This window comes from Acinetobacter sp. L-24 (genome assembly GCF_056857555.1).
Map to the genome: position 1 here is coordinate 21,652 of NZ_JBSXNI010000038.1, position 19,179 is coordinate 40,830.

Annotated in this window: 24 protein-coding genes and 2 tRNA genes; 12 read left to right on the top strand and 14 right to left on the bottom strand. The window is 44.3% G+C overall.

The annotated features are described in order from the left end of the window. Positions 1 to 15: 15 nt before the first annotated feature. Positions 16 to 429, bottom strand: coding sequence for a PH domain-containing protein (locus tag AC13CK_RS05685; protein WP_004278641.1), 414 nt, complete (start codon positions 427 to 429; stop codon positions 16 to 18). Between the two features lie 586 nt (positions 430 to 1,015). Here AC13CK_RS05685 and fadB point away from each other — a divergent pair. The 3 genes from fadB to AC13CK_RS05700 all read left to right on the top strand — a co-directional run bounded on the left by fadB (position 1,016) and on the right by AC13CK_RS05700 (position 4,992). After that, positions 1,016 to 3,166: a fatty acid oxidation complex subunit alpha FadB gene (gene fadB, locus AC13CK_RS05690; protein WP_005245805.1), complete on the top strand. Its 2,151-nt coding sequence runs from the start codon at positions 1,016 to 1,018 to the stop codon at positions 3,164 to 3,166. 12 nt (positions 3,167 to 3,178) lie between these two features. Further along, a complete protein-coding gene (gene fadA, locus AC13CK_RS05695) occupies positions 3,179 to 4,351 on the top strand; it encodes an acetyl-CoA C-acyltransferase FadA (RefSeq protein ID WP_004278643.1) in 1,173 nt (390 codons plus the stop codon). Between the two features lie 137 nt (positions 4,352 to 4,488). After that, the gene (locus tag AC13CK_RS05700) at positions 4,489 to 4,992 is read left to right on the top strand and encodes a glycine-rich domain-containing protein (protein WP_004278644.1); all 504 of its coding nucleotides are present in this window, start codon (positions 4,489 to 4,491) and stop codon (positions 4,990 to 4,992) included. A 19-nt stretch (positions 4,993 to 5,011) separates the two neighbouring features. On the opposite strand, the gene AC13CK_RS05705 is transcribed toward AC13CK_RS05700, so the two are convergent. Together AC13CK_RS05705 and AC13CK_RS05710 are read right to left on the bottom strand one after the other, a co-directional pair. After that, a complete protein-coding gene (locus AC13CK_RS05705; RefSeq protein WP_004278645.1) occupies positions 5,012 to 5,347 on the bottom strand; it encodes a hypothetical protein in 336 nt (111 codons plus the stop codon). After that, positions 5,338 to 5,802, bottom strand: a complete 465-nt coding sequence (locus AC13CK_RS05710; protein ID WP_195725259.1) for a hypothetical protein — start codon at positions 5,800 to 5,802, stop codon at positions 5,338 to 5,340. The genes AC13CK_RS05705 and AC13CK_RS05710 overlap by 10 nt, the downstream gene beginning before the upstream one ends. Positions 5,803 to 5,979: 177 nt before the next feature. Here AC13CK_RS05710 and AC13CK_RS05715 point away from each other — a divergent pair, with 177 nt between their 5' ends. After that, complete coding sequence (locus AC13CK_RS05715; RefSeq protein ID WP_425879935.1) at positions 5,980 to 6,360, top strand: hypothetical protein; 381 nt, start codon at positions 5,980 to 5,982, stop codon at positions 6,358 to 6,360. Between the two features lie 98 nt (positions 6,361 to 6,458). On the opposite strand, the gene tehB is transcribed toward AC13CK_RS05715, so the two are convergent. The 7 genes from tehB to AC13CK_RS05750 form a co-directional block, all read right to left on the bottom strand. Next, the gene (gene tehB / locus AC13CK_RS05720) at positions 6,459 to 7,325 is read right to left on the bottom strand and encodes an SAM-dependent methyltransferase TehB (RefSeq protein WP_425879936.1); all 867 of its coding nucleotides are present in this window, start codon (positions 7,323 to 7,325) and stop codon (positions 6,459 to 6,461) included. Between the two features lie 216 nt (positions 7,326 to 7,541). Next, entirely contained in the window at positions 7,542 to 7,814 is a 273-nt protein-coding gene (locus AC13CK_RS05725) for a hypothetical protein (protein WP_338840505.1), read from the bottom strand. Positions 7,815 to 7,923: 109 nt separating this feature from the next. Further along, positions 7,924 to 8,673 carry a hypothetical protein gene (locus tag AC13CK_RS05730; protein WP_425879937.1) on the bottom strand — a complete coding sequence of 250 codons (750 nt, stop codon included), beginning with the start codon at positions 8,671 to 8,673 and terminating at the stop codon, positions 7,924 to 7,926. Positions 8,674 to 8,899: 226 nt separating this feature from the next. Then, positions 8,900 to 9,397 (bottom strand): hypothetical protein, encoded by a 498-nt coding sequence (locus AC13CK_RS05735; protein WP_425879973.1) that lies wholly within the window; start codon positions 9,395 to 9,397, stop codon positions 8,900 to 8,902. A gap of 221 nt (positions 9,398 to 9,618) precedes the next feature. Then, positions 9,619 to 9,694 (bottom strand) — tRNA-Phe (locus AC13CK_RS05740). Between the two features lie 137 nt (positions 9,695 to 9,831). Then, positions 9,832 to 9,907 (bottom strand) — tRNA-Phe (locus tag AC13CK_RS05745). Between the two features lie 203 nt (positions 9,908 to 10,110). Continuing rightward, entirely contained in the window at positions 10,111 to 10,488 is a 378-nt protein-coding gene (locus AC13CK_RS05750) for a GNAT family N-acetyltransferase (protein ID WP_004278652.1), read from the bottom strand. A 96-nt stretch (positions 10,489 to 10,584) separates the two neighbouring features. Between AC13CK_RS05750 and hisB the strand changes: the two genes are divergently transcribed. The 7 genes from hisB to AC13CK_RS05785 all read left to right on the top strand — a co-directional run bounded on the left by hisB (position 10,585) and on the right by AC13CK_RS05785 (position 15,257). Beyond that, positions 10,585 to 11,178, top strand: a complete 594-nt coding sequence (hisB, locus tag AC13CK_RS05755; RefSeq protein WP_425879938.1) for an imidazoleglycerol-phosphate dehydratase HisB — start codon at positions 10,585 to 10,587, stop codon at positions 11,176 to 11,178. Continuing rightward, positions 11,178 to 11,795, top strand: a complete 618-nt coding sequence (hisH, locus tag AC13CK_RS05760; RefSeq protein WP_313564798.1) for an imidazole glycerol phosphate synthase subunit HisH — start codon at positions 11,178 to 11,180, stop codon at positions 11,793 to 11,795. Before hisB ends, hisH begins: the two co-directional genes overlap by 1 nt. A gap of 132 nt (positions 11,796 to 11,927) precedes the next feature. Beyond that, on the top strand, positions 11,928 to 12,446 hold the full coding sequence (locus tag AC13CK_RS05765) for a DUF805 domain-containing protein (RefSeq protein ID WP_180181446.1): 519 nt from the start codon (positions 11,928 to 11,930) through the stop codon (positions 12,444 to 12,446). Positions 12,447 to 12,549: 103 nt separating this feature from the next. Then, positions 12,550 to 13,209 (top strand): 3'-5' exonuclease, encoded by a 660-nt coding sequence (locus AC13CK_RS05770; RefSeq protein ID WP_482830999.1) that lies wholly within the window; start codon positions 12,550 to 12,552, stop codon positions 13,207 to 13,209. An 8-nt stretch (positions 13,210 to 13,217) separates the two neighbouring features. After that, entirely contained in the window at positions 13,218 to 13,382 is a 165-nt protein-coding gene (locus AC13CK_RS05775) for a hypothetical protein (protein ID WP_171063336.1), read from the top strand. Positions 13,383 to 13,527: 145 nt separating this feature from the next. After that, positions 13,528 to 14,262: a 1-(5-phosphoribosyl)-5-[(5-phosphoribosylamino)methylideneamino]imidazole-4-carboxamide isomerase gene (hisA, locus tag AC13CK_RS05780; RefSeq protein ID WP_005095189.1), complete on the top strand. Its 735-nt coding sequence runs from the start codon at positions 13,528 to 13,530 to the stop codon at positions 14,260 to 14,262. Positions 14,263 to 14,327: 65 nt separating this feature from the next. Further along, positions 14,328 to 15,257 (top strand): DMT family transporter, encoded by a 930-nt coding sequence (locus AC13CK_RS05785; protein WP_180078005.1) that lies wholly within the window; start codon positions 14,328 to 14,330, stop codon positions 15,255 to 15,257. Positions 15,258 to 15,313: 56 nt separating this feature from the next. Here AC13CK_RS05785 and AC13CK_RS05790 read toward each other — a convergent pair whose 3' ends face one another. Genes AC13CK_RS05790 through AC13CK_RS05800 form a run of 3 tightly spaced genes read right to left on the bottom strand, consistent with a single transcriptional unit; the run spans position 15,314 to position 17,331 of the window. Next, positions 15,314 to 15,709, bottom strand: a complete 396-nt coding sequence (locus AC13CK_RS05790; RefSeq protein ID WP_004729233.1) for a DUF4870 family protein — start codon at positions 15,707 to 15,709, stop codon at positions 15,314 to 15,316. Between the two features lie 20 nt (positions 15,710 to 15,729). Beyond that, positions 15,730 to 16,356: a DUF1294 domain-containing protein gene (locus AC13CK_RS05795; protein ID WP_482831000.1), complete on the bottom strand. Its 627-nt coding sequence runs from the start codon at positions 16,354 to 16,356 to the stop codon at positions 15,730 to 15,732. 27 nt (positions 16,357 to 16,383) lie between these two features. Beyond that, positions 16,384 to 17,331: a homoserine kinase gene (locus tag AC13CK_RS05800; protein ID WP_482831001.1), complete on the bottom strand. Its 948-nt coding sequence runs from the start codon at positions 17,329 to 17,331 to the stop codon at positions 16,384 to 16,386. Positions 17,332 to 17,444: 113 nt separating this feature from the next. Here AC13CK_RS05800 and hisF point away from each other — a divergent pair, with 113 nt between their 5' ends. Continuing rightward, positions 17,445 to 18,203, top strand: a complete 759-nt coding sequence (hisF, locus tag AC13CK_RS05805) for an imidazole glycerol phosphate synthase subunit HisF (RefSeq protein WP_004647284.1) — start codon at positions 17,445 to 17,447, stop codon at positions 18,201 to 18,203. Positions 18,204 to 18,490: 287 nt separating this feature from the next. Here hisF and AC13CK_RS05810 read toward each other — a convergent pair whose 3' ends face one another. Further along, complete coding sequence (locus AC13CK_RS05810; protein WP_100354910.1) at positions 18,491 to 19,147, bottom strand: sterol desaturase family protein; 657 nt, start codon at positions 19,145 to 19,147, stop codon at positions 18,491 to 18,493. Positions 19,148 to 19,179: the final 32 nt, after the last annotated feature.

Sequence of the window (19,179 nt, forward strand, 5' to 3'; positions counted from 1 at the left end):
AAGTCAGACTCGATATCAGTTTTTATTCGGCTGAAGCGCCTGTATAAAAGCAGTCTGATCTTTGGGTGAAACCAATATAAATTTCTGCATGCCCGCATCTGTATAGTCAATTCGCAGACGCTTTAAGGATAAGGCTGGCGCAATGATAGAGTGGTCTGTGGGCTGAATGGATTGGATTTCACTTAACGGAATCTTCCAGCTTAACCACAGGCTTTTTATGGTCAACACCCCATTGTCTACCACATAGCGCGTACTCCACAGCGGCCACCATAAAATGATAATAGTCAGGACATAAACCGCAGTGTGCAGCGGATATTGCTGCATAGTGCCTTTGGCCTGCATGGTCAGCAGTAGTTGCAGCAACAGGCCACTCATACAAATCACAAAAGCCAGCAGCCACCAGTCTTTTTTAGAACGAAATACGTGCATCGATATCCCCCATATCTTGGTGCATGATCATCATAAACAATTCCATAGCAGATGACAGGGATTCAACCCGGCAGGATAGAAATTATTTTAAATCACACATCGACAGGATCGTTCTCATTTTCGATCTCATCAGAAAAGTTCAGCAACCCAAATGAACTACTGCGCTTTTATTTGGGTTGATTAAATACTATCAGCAAAGACCTGAAAGCCCTGCGCTCAGCATACTTCGAGGCTAAAAATGGTATGTTCAAGGATAGAAATTGACTGAATTGACAAAATTCCGCTAGAAATGCACCTTGAAAATCAGTCACCCAGCTCCATATCTATCAGGCTGATTGATAAAAAATAATGAATTGAAACAAAATCTTTGGTTCATCTGCTTTTAGAAAACTGAAAGGAAAAGTCATAGCGGTTCGAACCAATCCGGCAGAAATTGATGACCATTGCGTCACGGCTTGATACAACTTGTTATGTTCTTTTTGGATATAGTTATCGTAAGATTAGCGAAGTCAAAAAGTGCGCGGGACATGCGCACTTGCTTCACAACATCAACTTAGAAGTCCTCCAAAATAAAGGAGATCAGGGCATGATCCACGCTGGCAATGCCATTACCGTCCAAATGCTTGAGGACGGGATTGCAGAATTCCGCTTTGACTTACAAGGTGAGTCCGTTAACAAATTCAACCGTGCAACGATTGAAGATTTCAAGGCTGCTATCGAAGCCGTCTCCCATGCCGATATTCAAGGTCTGATTGTGACTTCAGGCAAATCTACATTTATTGTAGGTGCTGATATCACTGAATTCGGCGACAACTTTGCTCAGGGTGAACAAGCGATTGTTGACTGGGCAATGCCAGTACATGAAATTTTTAACAGCTTCGAAGACCTCGACATTCCTAAAGTGGCTGCCATTAATGGCATGGCACTGGGTGGCGGTTTCGAAATGTGCCTGGTGTGTGACTACCGTGTCATGTCAGAACAGGCACAAGTGGGCCTGCCTGAAATCAAGCTGGGGATCTTCCCGGGCTTCGGTGGTACAGTTCGTTTAAGCCGTCTAATCGGTATCGACAACGCGGTAGAATGGATGGCAATGGCCAATCCTAAGAAGCCAGCTGCTGCACTGAAAGACGGCGCAGTCGATGCTGTCGTTCCTGCTGACAAGCTACAAGATGCTGCACTTGATCTGGTAAAACAGGCGATTCATGGCCGTTTAGACTGGAAAACCAAGCGTCAGGAAAAACTCGATCCAGTTAAACTCAGCCCGATCGAACAGATGATGGCGTTTAACTCATCGAAAGGCATGGTTCTGGCAAAAGCTAATCCAGCTCAATACCCTGCACCAAAATTACTGCTTGATTCTCTTCAAGCGGGTGCGAGCCTGCATCGTGATGACGCGCTGAAAGCTGAAGCTGAAGGCTTTGCCAAAGCTGCGGTAACACCTCAGGCAGGTGCCTTGATCGGTTTGTTCCTGAACGACCAGATCGTGAAAAAAACCTCGAAGCGCTATGAAAAAGGTGCGCATCCAGTGAACCAGGCGGCTGTTTTAGGCGCGGGTATCATGGGTGGTGGTATTGCTTACCAGGCGGCAAGCAAAGGCACACCGATCATCATGAAAGACATCGGTAACCAGCAACTTGCTTTGGGTATGAAAGAAGCCAATGGTTTACTGACCAAACAAGTTGAACGTAAGAAGATGAAGCCTGCTCAAATGGGTGAAACTCTTGCGCGCATCCGTCCAACTTTAAGCTATGACGAGTTTAAAGAAGTGGACATCGTGATCGAAGCCGTGACTGAAAATCCAAAAGTTAAAGGCATCGTACTGAAAGAAACTGAAGCGAAAGTTCGTGAAAACACGATCATTGCATCTAACACTTCTACGATTTCAATCACGCGTCTGGCTGAAAATCTGGAACGTCCTGAAAACTTCGTGGGCATGCACTTCTTTAACCCGGTACACATGATGCCACTGGTTGAAGTGATTCGTGGTGCGAAGACTTCTGACGAAGCGATTGCAACCACAGTCGTTCTGGCTCAGAAGATGGGTAAAACACCAATCGTGGTCAATGACTGCCCGGGCTTCCTGGTGAACCGCGTATTGTTCCCTTACTTCGGCGCATTTGACCTGTTGCTTAAAGATGGCGCTGACTTCCAGCAAATCGATAAAGTGATGGAAAAATTCGGCTGGCCTATGGGCCCTGCTTACCTGATGGACGTGGTCGGTATCGACACTGGCGTTCACGGTGCAGAAGTGATGGCTGAAGGCTTCCCGGATCGCATGAAGCCTGACTACAAAGGCTCGATCCAAGTCATGTACGAAAACAAACGTCTGGGGCAAAAGAATGACGTTGGTTTCTACAAGTATGAACTTGACCGTAAAGGCAAAAAAGCCAAAGTGGTTGATCCGACTGCGTATGAGCTTGTAGCCTCTGTTGCAACTTCGGAAAAACGTGAATTTGACGCTCAGGAAATCATTGACCGTATGATGCTGGCTTTCTGTAACGAAACAGTTCGTTGCCTGGAAGACAACATTGTAGCGACTGCTGCTGAAGCAGATATGGCGATGATCATGGGTGTTGGTTTCCCGCCATTCCGTGGTGGTCCATGCCGTTACATCGATCAAACCGGTGTAGCTGAGTATGTTGCGCTTTGCAATAAGTATGCGCACCTTGGTAAAGCTTATGAAGCGCCAGAAATGTTGCGCGAAATGGCTGCTAACAACAAAAAATTCTACGGTTAAGGAGCAACGTGAATGGCTACTTTAAATCCACGTGACGTTGTCATCGTTGATGGCGTACGTTCAGCAATGGGTAAAACCAAAAACGGTATGTTCCGCAATGTACGTGCCGACTCGATGTCTGCTGAGCTTGTCCGTGCCCTGCTGGTACGTAACGAATTCGACCCGCATGAAGTTGAAGACGTAATCTGGGGCTGTGTGAACCAAACCCTAGAACAAGGTATGAACATTGCCCGTAATATCGCATTACTGGCAGACTTGCCGAAGACTGTTGCAGGTCAAACGGTGAACCGTCTTTGTGGTTCGTCTATGCAGGCGATTCACACTGCGGCTGCGCAAATTGCCACGAACCAGGGTGATATCTTCATCATCGGTGGTGTTGAGCACATGGGCCATGTGGGCATGATGCACGGCATCGACCTGAACCCTGAAGCGTCTAAGCATTATGCCAAAGCGTCGAACATGATGGGCTTAACTGCTGAAATGTTGGGTCGCATGAACGGTATTAGCCGTGAAGAACAGGATGCGTTTGGTGTGGAATCACATCGCCGTGCCTGGGCTGCGACTGAAAATGGCCTGTTCCAGAACGAGATCGTCGGCATTGAAGGTCATAATGCAGATGGCTACAAAATCCTGTGTGATATCGATGAAGTGATCCGTCCAGATGCGAACCTTGAATCGTTCAAATCTTTGCGTCCAGTATTCGATCCGAAAGGCGGTACAGTAACTGCGGCAACATCTTCAGCTTTGTCTGATGGTGCTTCTGCAATGTTGTTGATGTCTGCTGAACGTGCTCAAGCTTTAGGTCTTAAGCCACGTGCTGTAATTCGCTCTATGGCGGTTGCGGGCTGTGATGCGGCGATCATGGGTTATGGTCCGGTTCCGGCAACACAAAAAGCGTTGAAACGCGCTGGTCTAGCGATTTCTGATATCCAAACCTTTGAATTGAACGAAGCCTTTGCTGCACAAGGTCTGTCTGTTCTTAAAGGCTTAGGTATTTATGACAAGCAAGACATCGTGAACCATAACGGTGGCGCGATTGCATTGGGTCACCCATTGGGTTGTTCTGGTGCGCGTATCACAACAACATTGCTGAACGTAATGGAACAGCAAGATACGCAAATCGGTCTTGCGACGATGTGTATCGGCCTAGGTCAAGGTATTGCGACCATTATCGAACGTGTTTAATTCTTAAATACCAAGATCAAAAAAAACCCCGCTTTTGCGGGGTTTTTTTGTCCCTTAAAATTCCCCAATCCAAATAAAGCTACATGGCAATATTTCCTACATAGCAACAACGCTATAAACCTACTAAGGAAAAAGAAATGGGAAATTTAGCAATAGACTTTAACCATAAAGCTACTCTAGCAAGCTCAAATATGCCGACTTCGGTTGAGAGTTTAAATTTCAATAAATTAAAATTTAAATTAACATCAGGTAAAGAAGCAACCATGTCAAAAAAAGTTTGCGAATTTGCAGAGCAAGAATATAAACGTTTTCTAGCGTTAAAATATTTCTATCCAAAAGAAACGCTAGTACCTAATAAACTTGTTGATGAGTTTTGGCATGCTCACATTTTAGATACTCGAAATTACCACATGGATTGCTTGAAAATTTTTGGAGCTTATCTGCACCACTATCCATATTTTGGAATCCATGATGAAGTCGACCAACAAAATTTGAAAGATACTTTCCAGCGAACTAAAGAACTTTATGAAGTTTGGTTTGGCCCATACCCTGATTTCACAATTGAAGCACGCTGTGGTGATGATCACGCCTGTCACGCTCCTTCAAGCTGTGCATGTCGTGTACCTGGTGCATGTAAATAGCTTTTTATACTGGGCAGTATCACTGCCCAGTTGCCTTACATAAGGCTTCAATTGCTGTATCTATTTGTAAATCTAATTTCTTAGAAAATTTATTGTCTGTATTCTTTTCCCACTGCTTATATTCAAGAAAAAATATATATTTCTTCAATGCATCTTCTTTCTTAATGGTTAATGACCCTTGTTTTGCCCTCTGAATATCTTTTTTTAAGCGCTCATAAAAAGAAGTATCTTCATCGGAAAATGCATCGCTAAAAGCCTTTAAATTACCTGTATAAACTTCTTCAATTAAGTTTAAAAACTTTTCCAAATTAGGGTTTAAATTTAATTGATCTTTTTCATTATTTTCTAAATGCATTCATTTGTACCTGCATCAACCACTTTAGGATCTAACTTACCCCAGAGTGGATAATTAGTATTTTCAACTATGTACGTCGTAAAACATGTACATGTCTTATCAATACGTTCAGCATCCCATCTTTTCTTTTGCATAGCCAAATTTGCCTTACAATTAAGATCAAACTGCCTAACCTGCTTATCAGTCCAATTAGTTTGAATTTTCGAATAATTAATTTCAGTGGGTTTGAGAGCGTCTTTTATTTGATCTATGCCTACACCACCAGCAACCCCAATCAATCCAGCAATAACAAGAATTTTCATAAAACCTGATTTAGGTTTTTCTTTATTAATGAAAATTAATGGATTTTGGCAAGTACCACAATGATAAAGACCTTGATCACCAATTTGATTAAGTTTATTTACTGTATTACAAGATGAGCAAGTAATATATCCATTTGTTTGAAGGTCGCCCACTACAATCTCTAAAATAATTATTTGTTTTAAATAATTATAATTCTTAACTAGATGAAATGTTATCCCTTTGTAATTTCAGTTGAATAATCAACCAATAAAATCCTATTTATGAATCACTTAAATTTTATATATGTATGATCAAGCCTCTTTTTTTCCTATTTCCTTAAAAGGGTTTATATGAACATGCTTAAAACAATGATCGCGACTGCAATCGTAGCGACTTCTGCATCTGCAATGGCAACTGAAGCTCAAGTTGCGCCAGCAACTGTAGTAACCAAAACGACCCAAACAGTTGCCAAAGAAACTGCTGCACCTGTACAAGCGAAAGTTGAAGCTGCTCAAGCGACTGTTGCTGCAACTCAACAGGCAGCTGAAACTAAAGCTGAAGCAGTAAAAACAGAAGCGACGACTCAAGTAGAAACGGCTCAAGCTACAGCAGAACAACACGTTGAAGCTGCGAAAACTGAAGCAGTAGAAACCAAAGACACGGCTGCTGAAAAAGTAGAAGTAAAAGCTGAGAAAAAAGGCTGGTTCTCTTGGTTTAAAAAAGCGGCTTAAGCTTTTTAAAAGCATAAAAAAAGATGTCAGTCTGACATCTTTTTTTTGTTTTATGTAATCTCATTTAAGCTCAAGAATTTAAAAAAATCCTCAATCTTCTATTCAACCTTCTGCGCCAGCATGGTGGCAAAGTGCTGTTTAATCCGCTGACCCTGTGCATCGACACGATACAGCTCACCGATATCTTCATTGTATTTCACAATATTCCAGCCCTCATAATACCCTCGCAACTCCCCCGGCTGAAAAGCAAATGGAAAATCGGCTTGTGCCGGAATATCTGGCGTATCCATGGCACAAACAATCAGGTTATAGCCACCTGGCACGGTCGCCTGCTGCATCTGTGCAATGAGCGGTGGAATGGTTTTCGCCTCAAGGAACATCATCACTACAGTACAGTAGATAAAGTCATATTGGCCTGCAATGCTGGTATCCGTGTTAAGGTCGCGGCGCTGTACCTGCACATGATCAATCTGCTCGGTCTGCACGATCTGTCTTAAAGTCTGCAAACTGTTTTCGTTGACATCCCAGGCATCGACATTAAAGCCGTTCTGACTCAAATAAAGCGCATTACGCCCTGTACCACAGCCGACATCCAGCGCACGGCCACCTTTTAAATAGGGCATCGCTGCCAGTACTTCAGAATGGGTAGGATTTAACTGATATTTCTTGATGAAGTAATCCACAGGCTGGCAGTAAAAACGCAGCTGGCATTCGACATCTTCACTGGCAGAAACAATTTTGTGCCAGGCCTCAGGCTCAATAAATGGCGGTTGCTGCTCTGGCGTAAATACATGCTCGGATTGCACTACACCAGATTTTTCCAGCATGGCAAAACGCAACTCACCTTTTAATACTGTCAATTTTGCCCAGGTGCCGGCTTTGGTATTGTGCTGATTCTTGAAGCCCTGAGGAATACTCTGCTGGTTCCAGACTGGAAGTTCCTTATAACATCTCAACTGTTGCATAATTTTTTGCCCTCCATATCATCCATGCTCCGCCTGTCATTCTTTTGGCAGCGGTAATTAATTCAGCATAGCCTGTTCAAATCGGAATTGGAATCAGCGCCTGTTCGCGCTGTGCCGATGCAACAGCAAGATCAATACCAGTTTTCTATCAAAATAAAAAAGCTGCCTCTATTGAGACAGCTCGGTTGTATATCAATGAGGAATATGGCGATTCGATTAATGCAGCAGTTCCGACTTCAGCCAGCTGATGTATTTGTCCTGATCCATAAAATCCGGTGCGCTCCCCAGATCCAGACTGAAATACTGCTGATTGAACTGAATCACAATCTGTTCGGTATAGTGCCAGTCCTCGATCAGCGTGAAATATTGATTTAAGAACAATCGGTTCTTATCCCCGTTATTCATCCTTTGTAATTTTGGACATTTTTTATTTGCGACAAACTCACCGTACACCTGCTGAATATCAGCAAAAACCTGAATTGTTTGCATGACTCACCTGCTTAAATGTTATGTCGTGATCTGTGCGACCCCTTCAATTTAGCAAGAGAGTTTGAACAGCAGATGACAGTCCTATGGCAGCCCTGTCATCTAAGTCAGGCTACAACTTGTTTTCAACTGCTTTCTGGTTGGCAGTCGCCACTCGTTCCGTCTGCTTATTCAGATGCAGCATTTCTTTATACAGCGCATTAAACTCTTGCACGGCTTTATCATCATAGAACATAAAGGTATTATTTTTCTTTTGCCATTTATGCTTTTTCAGTATTGCAAATAAGGCATCGGCCTTGGCCAAAGTCTGTTTTTCAATTTCAAAAATGACATGTGCATTACTATTTTGCTGACTGTCTTTCAGGGTCAGGCTCAGTTGCTGGCGATAACGGTTTTTAATATCCAGTTGCTGTGCCTTGTCGATCAGCTCGGCATCGCGCTGCTGGATTTTCTGCTGATAGCTGTTCACAATTTGATGGACTTGCTTGAGCATCGCTTCCGTTTCTTTATAGCCTTGTGCCTGATCCTTGGCCAAGCGGTCGATATTCAGAAAATTCTGCCAGTTGGCGGCTTTTAAGTCGCGTAGATACTGATTGCGTTCCTCGGCACTGTCGCGCAATTGCCCCAGCATAAATTCTGCCATGATGGCATAGTCACCATCCAGACGGTCATCCTCAAGTTCAATCTGAATTGGTTTAGACCAGTCCTGTGCCTGCTGCGCAATGCTCTCGGTTTTTTCTTCGAGCACGGTTTCATATTCGAGCAGCTCGGCCTGATGTTTTTGCTGAACCGAATTCTGATAAAACAGCCCAATAAAAATTGCCAGTGTCACAGCGGCTACAATCATAAAAACACGCGGCATGTATACGCTCCAGCTCTGTCAGTCAGATCTTGTTGATTTACATCCACTATGCTTATTTTTTAAACACAATTCAAGGCATTTGATTTTTCCAATAATATGTCTAGCTTAGACAGAAATTGCTCCTCTCACAAAGCCACCCTTTCCCAGAACACTATTTTGTCGATCTCGTTGCATGACAGCTTGAATAAGCTTGTTAAACAAAATTATCTAGACCGACAGGCGCACATTATGGGGAATTAAATGGCAGGCTCAGATTCAGCCGGTTCGGATCGAATTGTTCCCGAACAATACTCACATTGGTGGCATCGCGGTTAATTCCAAAAGGTTGCAGCAGTACATATACCCCATTTCTTGGGTCTGAAGACTGCAAGCCCTGTGCGATGGCCAATACATATTCGCGAAACACCACAGGCAAGCTATCCAGATCAGGATCGGCAGGTGCACGCATCACATCAATATTCGCCACTACGTCGCCGTCCACGCTATAGGCTTGAATTTCACGTTCAATTTTCATCAGGCGCATTTGCAGGGCCTTACGCTGGCTGTTCTGCTCCTGATAAGGCAACATTTTTTCAGTCACGGCGCGCAGTTCCGGTTCCGCCATGACGGTCAGAGTCGGCAAGACAACAGAATCAGCAGCAGGCGCAGCATGGCTTAATATCGGCAGGCTAAAAGCAGTACAGGCCGTAAGAAAGCCGAGTTTAATTGGTGTTAGGAGATTCATCATTTTCACCCTCGTTTGGAAAAGGGAAAGCGTCAAAGCTAAATCTTACAAATAATGCCAGTGCCTATTGTTAAGTTTGATAAACGGTCAATGATGCATAAAAAGGCAGGAAACTGGGAAAAGAAGGAATTAAAAAGACTGAAAAATAAAAGAGAATGCTGATCTAGCTTTGGTGCAGGCAAAAAAAAATCCCCAAACCAAGTTTGAGGATTTTTTGAATATGGTGGCGAGACCCAGGATCGAACTGGGGACACACGGATTTTCAATCCGTTGCTCTACCTACTGAGCTATCACGCCGATGCGGTGTATTAAGCCGTATCTGGCCTCATTAGTCAATCAAAATTATGAAAAAAATATTTGAGTGGCTGATTTTTGGCCTAAAAAAAATCCCTGATGGGATCAGGGATTGAAAACTTTGAAATCGTTTTAAAATATGGTGGCGAGACCCAGGATCGAACTGGGGACACACGGATTTTCAATCCGTTGCTCTACCTACTGAGCTATCACGCCGATGTCGCGTATTAAACAGTTTCAGCTGTAAATCGTCAAGAGCAGAGAGAATAATTTTCATCAAATGTTTACTTTTCCATCAACTCGCATCAATTTGAGTCATAAATCGAACAGTGTTTACCAAAGACCTCAGTAATAAAACAGATTTAAGCGCTTATTTACATAAAAAAGCAGCCTAATGACTGCTTGATATTGCTCTATCTTCAGATTTTTTCCAGATTGGCGAGACAACGATGAATGGCCCCACAGCCTGGGACGAAATTTTTCACGCCTTTTTCTTCTTCCATGCGGCAGACTTCGCTGACCAGCCTTTCTGCCACACCACGACCGCGATTGGCCGGATGTACCACGATATTTTCCAGAATCCGGCTTTCACCCTGTCCGGTGCACCAGATTGCCCCAATAATTTTGCTATTAAATTCTGCGCTATAAACTGAGGTATACTGTGCAAGGTTTTGCTCTAGTTGTTCCATGGCATCTGCCCCGTCACTAAATTCAGGGCTCGTGTCATACAGTCGCTCAAGCTGGCTGCGCACTTCGTCATTTTCTAAAGAAGTATAAGCATGTACGGTGATAGGCATTGATAAACCCTCCTGAGCAATCTAATATGCGGTGACTTCGTCACGGCGAAAATATTTTCTACATCAATCATTTTGACGTATTTGAGGAACGTGTCTATGACAGATCGTATCAGTGAAGTGGTAAGAAATACCAACGAAACCAAAATTCGAGTTCGTTTGAATCTCGACGGTACTGGTCAAGGCACCTTAAACACGGGTATTCCCTTTTTAGATCATATGATTGATCAAATCAAGCGTCATGGCCTGTTTGATATTGATATTCATTGTGATGGCGATCTGGAAATCGATGACCATCATACTGTGGAAGACTGCGGTATTACGCTGGGTCAGGCATTTGCACAGGCATTGGGCGATAAAAAAGGCCTGAAACGCTATGGTCACTTCTATGCCCCGCTGGATGAGTCTTTGAGCCGTGTCGTAGTTGATCTGTCTGGCCGTCCGGGCCTGTTTATGGATATTCCATTTACCCGTGCCATGATCGGCCGTTTTGATGTGGATTTATTCTCTGAATTTTTCCAAGGCTTTGTAAACCATTCCTTGATGACTGTGCATATCGATAACCTGAAAGGCAAAAACAGCCATCACCAGATCGAAAGCGTATTTAAAGCATTTGCGCGTGCGCTGCGTATGGCCTGTGAAGTGGATCTACGTGCTGCCAATACGGTAGCTTCAACCAAAGGTACACTGTAATGACCCGTATTGCCCTTCTTGATTATGGCATGGGAAATTTGCACTCTGCGGCAAAAGCATTAGAACATGTCGGTGCCACGGTTGATGTGACCAATGATCCAAAACTGATTGCGCAAGCAGACAAGATTGTCTTTCCAGGTGTCGGTGCCATGCGTGACTGCATGCAAGGCATGCACGAAGCCGGGATTGATGAAGTGGTACGTAATGCCGTATTTAACAAACCGGTACTGGCCATTTGTGTCGGCATGCAAGCCTTGATGCAGCATTCGGAAGAAAATGGCGGTACCGATGCACTGGGTATTTTCGAAGGTGCGGTCAAGCATTTTCCGGAAATGGCGGGCTTAAAAGTGCCGCATATGGGCTGGAACCAGGTACATCAGGCCGATCCAGAGCATCCAATGTGGAACAATATCGAACAGGATGCGCGTTTTTACTTTGTGCACAGTTACTATGTAGAGCCACAAGATTCAGACTTAGTAGCAGCTACTTGTACCTATGGCATTGAGTTCTGTACTGCAATTCATAAAGAAAACCTGTTTGCGACCCAGTTCCATCCGGAAAAGAGCCATACCGCCGGTTTGCAGTTATTGAAAAACTTTGTGGATTGGGAAATCTGATTTTCCTTTCGTCCCAAAAAGCTCGCAAATTGCGGGCTTTTTTATTGATTATTTTTTACACTTTTCATTTATAAAAAACCCCTTTATCATAGACTTACTTATAAAAAATCTAATGAAAACAAAGGAAAAATAATGAGTAATACAATTCAGGATTCGGGGTGGAATGCATCAGGACGTTTTGGGCGACGTTCGTATATCGCATGGAATATGCTGCTGGGTTTTTGCTTTATGATCATCGGGATCATTGCTGCTTTCATTTTACCTGGAATGAGTCCAGAGACTTTAGATGGTAAAATGTCCATGCCTTTAATGGTGCTGTTGGTTTTGATCTACGGCGTTGCGATTTATTTTAGCGTGATTTTTTTAATTCGTCGTTTACATGACCGTAATCATAATGGCTGGCTTTCTTTACTGATTTTTGTGCCGGTCGTAAACCTTGTCTTTACACTTTACCTGTTATTGGCACCCGGTCACAACGAAAGTAATGAATATGGCCCTCCACGCACGACACGTGGCTGGGAAACGCTTTTGGTGGTGCTGTATCTGGTACTCGCGGTTATTTTGGCCGCCTTTGCTGTCCCTGCTTATCAGAATTATGTTGAACGTGCTCAACAGGCGCAGATGGAACAGAGTAGCTATCACACTGATTAAACCTATTTAAATTCTGCATAAAGCCCATTCTTCATGGGCTTTATTTTTGCCTAGAACAGGAAAAGTGATTAAGCTGAACGCATTCATTTCATGATTGAAGCTTATGCAACAGCTGCTGGATACTTTACCAAGCAAGGAACAAATTCAGACCTTTCCTGTATTTAAAAATCTTCCGATGCAACAGATTCAGGTGATTAATCGTCTGGAACAGTGTCATGCCCTTGCACAGGAGCTAAAAAGCCATGCAGTCCTGGGTTTCGATTCTGAATCCAAACCGACCTTTAAAGTTGGTGAGGTTTCTACCGGGCCACATCTGATTCAGCTGGCCACTCTAGACAAAGCCTATTTATTTCAAATGAACCCGGCCATCTGGGCTTTTCTTGCACCAATTTTTGCCAATCGTGATCAGATCAAGGTTGGTTTTGGCCTGAAAAATGATGCGCACCTGTTCCGTAAAAAAGGCATTGAACTGAATAGTGTGATTGAACTATCCAAATGTTTTAAAGCTTTTGGTTTAAATAATCCGGTCGGATTAAAAAATGCCATGGCGTTGTTGTTTCAACTGAATTTCCCCAAATCGAAACGGATTAGTACTTCGAACTGGGCCAGCAAGAAGCTCAGCCCGGCACAGATTGATTATGCAGCCGCAGATGCCTACGCGCCCGTGCTGGTATTTGAAGAATTACTATGTCGGGATTTATTACCCAGAGAGATTCCCAATACTTCATTGAAATTGAGAATCCGTCCTTCATCGACGGCTTAAGCGTTTAAGTGGCGTATTGGTTCTGGCAACTTGATGTACGCATGAAAGCCGTGATGAGCACGATCGATGAGGTGGTTGTGACTTTAACAGATCTTACCGCTTCGATCATCGACCAGCTCAGTACACGACCCGTTATGGAAAACCTGATCTCCATTCAAGAGATGAATCATTAATGCCATTAAAATAAATGACCTCACTGCTACCTGTCTACGCACAGGTTTTCTTTATTCATACCGTTTAAGAGTTAGAAATTTCGACTTTATTTGCTAAGATGAATACACTCAAATTCATTCTAAAGATTAAGCAAGGAGCGAAAGCATGCTGATCATCCCTGCAATTGACCTGAAAGATGGCAAATGTGTCCGTTTAAAGCAAGGTCGTATGGAAGACGATACCGTATTTTCAGACGATCCGGTCGCAACAGCACAGCATTGGGTAAATGAAGGCGCTCGCCGCTTGCATTTAGTAGATTTAAACGGTGCTTTCGCAGGTACACCAATCCATAAGCCAGTGGTTGAAGCCATTGTCCGATCTCAGCCTGATTTGCCGATCCAGATTGGTGGCGGTATCCGTTCTCTGGAAACCATCGAGCATTATCTGCAAGCCGGTGTTTCTTTTGTGATTATTGGCACCAAAGCAGTTCAGGATCCTGAATTTGTTGAAGAAGCATGTCAAAAATTTGCTGGCCACATTATTGTGGGTATTGATGCCATGAATGGCATGGTGGCAACAGATGGCTGGGCCAATGTGACTGATGTCAAGGCTACTGACCTGGCGAAACGTTTTGCTGATGCTGGCGTGTCAAGCATTGTCTATACGGATATCGCGCGTGATGGCATGATGCAGGGTGTGAATATTGAGCAAACCGTGAATCTGGCGCAATACTCAGGTTTGCCTGTGATTGCCTCTGGTGGTGTAACCAATCTGGATGATGTGCGTAATCTGAAAGACCAACCGGGTATTTTGGGCGCAATTACCGGCCGTGCGATTTACGAAGGTACATTAAGCTTGCGTGAAGCACAGTTATTGCTAGATGAGCAACAGGCGCTATAATTAAGCCTGCTGTAAAAGAGGTCTTCGGACCTCTTTTTTATTTTTTAATTTTCTGATCTCCTGGCATGTCTACACTTATTTCCAAAAATCACTCCGGCTGGATGGTAAAAGCGCCGCAACTCGCCCTGATCCTGATCACCATTATCTGGGGCGGCAGTTTTATTACTGTGCAATACGGGCTAAATTTTAGTAGTCCGATTATGTTTGTCGGCCTGCGTTTCGCTGCGGCAGCGCTTGCCATCACCCTGATTTCACTGAAGTCGCTAAAAGGCATGAACCTGAAAGAGGTGTTTGCTGGCGTGGTGATTGGCGTCATGATCGCCATCGGCTACGGCACCCAAACTGTGGGCTTGCAGACCATCAGCAGCAGTGAGTCGGCTTTTTTAACCGCCTTGTATGTTCCACTGGTTCCGATCCTGCTCTGGCTCATGTTCCGTAAAAAACCGCATGTCATGACCTGGATCGGAGCATTGTTTGCCTTTATCGGTCTGGTGTTTTTGACAGGAAATGGCTTTGCTGCAATTCAGCTCAGTTTCGGGCAAACCCTGACTTTGCTCGGTTCCATCGCGATTGCACTGGAGATTATTTTTATCAGCTATTTTGCCGAACAGGTCAATGTACGCCGGGTCACGGTGCTGCAACTTATTTTTGCGTCCCTGTTCTGCTTTATGATTGCACCCGTATTAGGTGAATCTCAGCTACCTGAATTTCACTGGCATCTGACAGGAATTTTAGTCGGTTTAGGCATTGCCAGTGCCTTGATCCAACTGGTGATGAACTGGGCGCAGCGCATGGTCGATCCATCACAGGCGGCAATTATCTATGCCGGCGAACCGGTATGGGCCGCCCTGTTTGGCCGTCTGGCAGGAGAACGCTTACCGTCACTGGCTTTATTAGGCGGATTGATGGTGGTACTTGGCGTGATTGCCAGTGAATGGAAACCGAAGTTTTTCAGAAAACAACCAACAGAAGAATTAAAGCAAGATCTTTCTTAATTCCGCTAAATCCCCCTGAAAAAGGGGGATTTTTTTCTAAGGAAATACGACTAAAATTATTTGCTATACATCGGTCTATTGTCATTTAGGCGCATGATGCCGCGAATCGCCCGATACACAATCCAGATCCAGGCCAAAACTACCACCACCAAACAGAAGGCGGATGCACCAAATGCGACCCCTGCAAACAGGTTAGGATCTTCGCCGGTAAAGAACAAAAAGAAAAATGGAATAAAGGCGACGATATTCCAGAACAGATACCACCAGAAACTGCGGATCTGCCAGGTAAAATGGCTTTCAAAGATGGAACCGCGCACATCACGCCGTTTCACATAGTTAATGATCAACGCCACGACAGCCAGCAGGCCAGCACTAAAAATGGCCACAATATATAAAATGTACAGTGCGAAAGTCAGCGTGCGGTTTGAGTCTTTATCAATGGAATAGTTCACGTCCCCTCCTAGTACTTCCCCTAGATATTTAAACTATTCAATGGGGAAATCAGCCATATAATCAAAATGATGTTAAAGGCTATGGTACAAAAATATATCTGCCGGAAAGGTTGTTTTTGTGTTTTATGCCGTAATTTCTGCTGTGCCAGCCAGGCTGCTGGCCAGCCGCCTAAGAAGGCCACCAGATGCAAGGTATTTTCCGGAATACGGCGATTACCCAGCTGGGCCGCTTCTTTATCTTGTGCATAAAGCCAGTAGCTGAGCGCATTCATCAGGCTGACCAGCAACAACACCAATCCACTGAGTAAACCGCCCAAAGTCAAAGCCACCAGAAAAAGAATATAGAGCACACAGGCAATCTGCATCGGCTGTAATTTCTGTGTCTGCTGTGGCTTGGACGGTTTGAATTTTGCTTGCAGACTTTTGGCTTGTGCTGCTTTCAGGTACATCACTTGTTGCGCACGATAACGGCCGCGTTCATCCAGAATCACCAGATAATCCAGCGCACAGCCCACGATTGGACGTGGGCCAGGCTTGGCAAAATCCTTGATATGCAGAAATACGCGATCTTTGGCCGGATCACTAGGCTGGATAAAACCATAACCCTGATCATCAAACCATTCCACCAAACGTCCCTGATCGCGCATATCCCCTATCCTTTTTAATCTGTTTGTTTAAGCGGTGACGAATTTTAAGCGTTCAATCAGCATATTACGCATTTCGTCCGGATTTTTTTGCAAAATATCTTCGCCGGTCCGGCCTAATGCTGCATTACGCTGAGCCACCTGCAGGCGCATCATCCAGAACCGTCCTGCCGCCATGGCCAGATACAATTCCAGACAGGCGCGTTCATCACTGGTTAAAGGACGAATCGTTTCATAGGCATTTAAAAAGGCAATCGCTTTTTCTTCGTTTAAGATTACGTCAGGATATTCGGTACAGAAGTCATTTAACGTAATGGCGATATCAAACAACCATTCATCTTTATTCAGCTCATAAAAATCCAGAATGCCATTTAGCTGATCACCATCAAACAAGGTATTGTCACGGAACAGATCCGAATGAATAAAACCACGTGGACGATCCGGATATACCGCCGTCAACGCCTCATATAAACCTAATAATTTACCGAGCAAGACTTTATCGGCCGGACTTAAACTCGGCTTGATCTCTTGAGACACGGCCAGCCAATAGGCATGATCACGTACAAAATTACGCTCTAATTTAAAGTCTTTGAGTGCCACATGCATTTTCGCCTGAGCCACTGCAATCGCTTCAACTTGTGCGACGGTAGATGGCATCGGATGTTCACCCATGAGGCGTGGTGCAATCTGTGCCGGTTTATCTTTAATGCTGTGAATGGCCTTGCCTGAATGCGACAAAGGCACAGGAACGGCCAATCCAGCCTGACCCAGATGTTCCAGCACAGGAACCAGTTCACCTGCCGCCTGCTCATCCATATCCTCAAATACTGTCAGCACATATTGCTGATCTTCGCAGACTAAAAAATAGTTGGTATTTTGAATACCGCCTTGAATGGGAATCAGATCAATCACCTTTAAACCATAAGGCGCTGCAAAATCCTGAACTTCCTTTAAAGTCAAAGTGGTATAAACCGACATAGAAAACCTGCGAAAAAACTTACATAATTTTGCTAGAATACCGTTTCCATCTGCCAAGGTGTAGCGCTTGCGTGGGTGAGTTTCATAATCGGCTGTAATAATTGGAAAAATTTATGCTAGCTAAACGTATTATTCCTTGTCTGGACGTGGATAACGGCCGCGTGGTCAAGGGTGTCCAGTTCCTTGATATTCGTGATGCGGGTGACCCGGTCGAAGTGGCACGCCGTTATAATGAACAAGGTGCCGATGAAATTACTTTCCTTGATATTACTGCTACACATCATGGACGCGACACGACCTATCGAACTGTAGAACGTATGGCTGAATCAGTCTTCGTACCATTAACCGTCGGTGGTGGTGTCCGTAAAGTTGAAGATATTCGCCTGCTTTTAAATGCAGGTGCCGACAAAGTTTCGATCAACTCGGCTGCCATTTATAACCCTGAATTCGTGCAAGAAGCCTCTCAACGTTTTGGTGCACAATGTATCGTGGTTGCGATTGATGCGAAAAAGACAGGTGACCATAAATGGGAAATTTTCACCCACGGCGGCCGTAAAGAAACCGGGATTGATGCGATTGAATGGGCGGTGAAAATGGCTGACTTCGGCGCAGGTGAGTTACTGATTACTTCGATGGATGCCGATGGCACCAAAGCGGGTTACGACATTGCCCTGATGCGTGCCATTAATGACCGCGTCACGGTACCGACCATTGCTTCCGGTGGTGTGGGTAATTTACAGCATTTGGCGGACGGCATTATTCATGGTGGCGCCGATGCGGTACTGGCAGCTTCAATTTTCCATTTTGGTCAACACACCATTCCGGAAGCCAAAGCCTATATGGCAGCCCAAGGCATTGAAATGCGCCTCTGAGCCGTTTTAGATGATGATTTGATTAAAGAGTGTTTTTTTATAAACACTCTTTTTTATGACTCAGCTAAAACAACCAGGCAAATACGAGACAAAAAAAAAGGAGTCTTTCGACTCCCTATAAAACCAAGATAAGACTACAGCACTTGGTATTCAAAATAACTCATTACACCTAGAAACATATCAGTATGAGGCTTTGCTCACCGACAGGAGCAAATATAAGTGAAATCCGCAGGACAATATTGACAGTACAATCGTATTTTATTGACAAATCACGACAAAGCCTTGTTTTACTCCATAACCTGCGTATTTAACTGCTTCATTACCGTATTTTTTGCAGTATTTTTCGTCATTTCAGAGAAAGCATCGGCCGATTTAACCAGAAAATATTGTGCTGCCCAGCGGTTCAGTTTTTTCGAGATCGGGGCAGGCAAGCTCAGACCTAAAGGATTCTGTTCCTGCAAATCTGCCGAGGAAATCACCCGGGTACCGAGCAGATAATCAAACCAGGGCTTGGTGACGCACCAGTTGGCATCCTGATTACTATTCATATGATGATCATAATGCCAGGGCAATTTCTTTTTGGCCCATTCCGGTTCCAGATGAGCACGGCGATGTAAATAATAATAGTTGCCTGCACTATATAGGGCAGCCAGTGACATGCCTTTGGAGAAAGGATAAAAACTGAGTCCAAAAACGGTCGCGACGATTGCCAGTGAGGCAATTTCATTGCGGGTACGCCAGTTGTCCAGTCCTTCTACATAGCCGAAATCGGAAAATTCCGTTTTTCGCACAATCCGGTGATGCTCCCAGTGTGAACGCATACTCTCGGGTACCGGACTATAACGGCTCTGTCCCGGCCGGTGAACACCATGCAATACATATTTATGCGCAAACCATTCAAATCCATTTGCGACGACGAGTCCTGCCAGAAAACCTTTCCACATGATCTTTTACCTCTTGGTCTATTTTTAATATA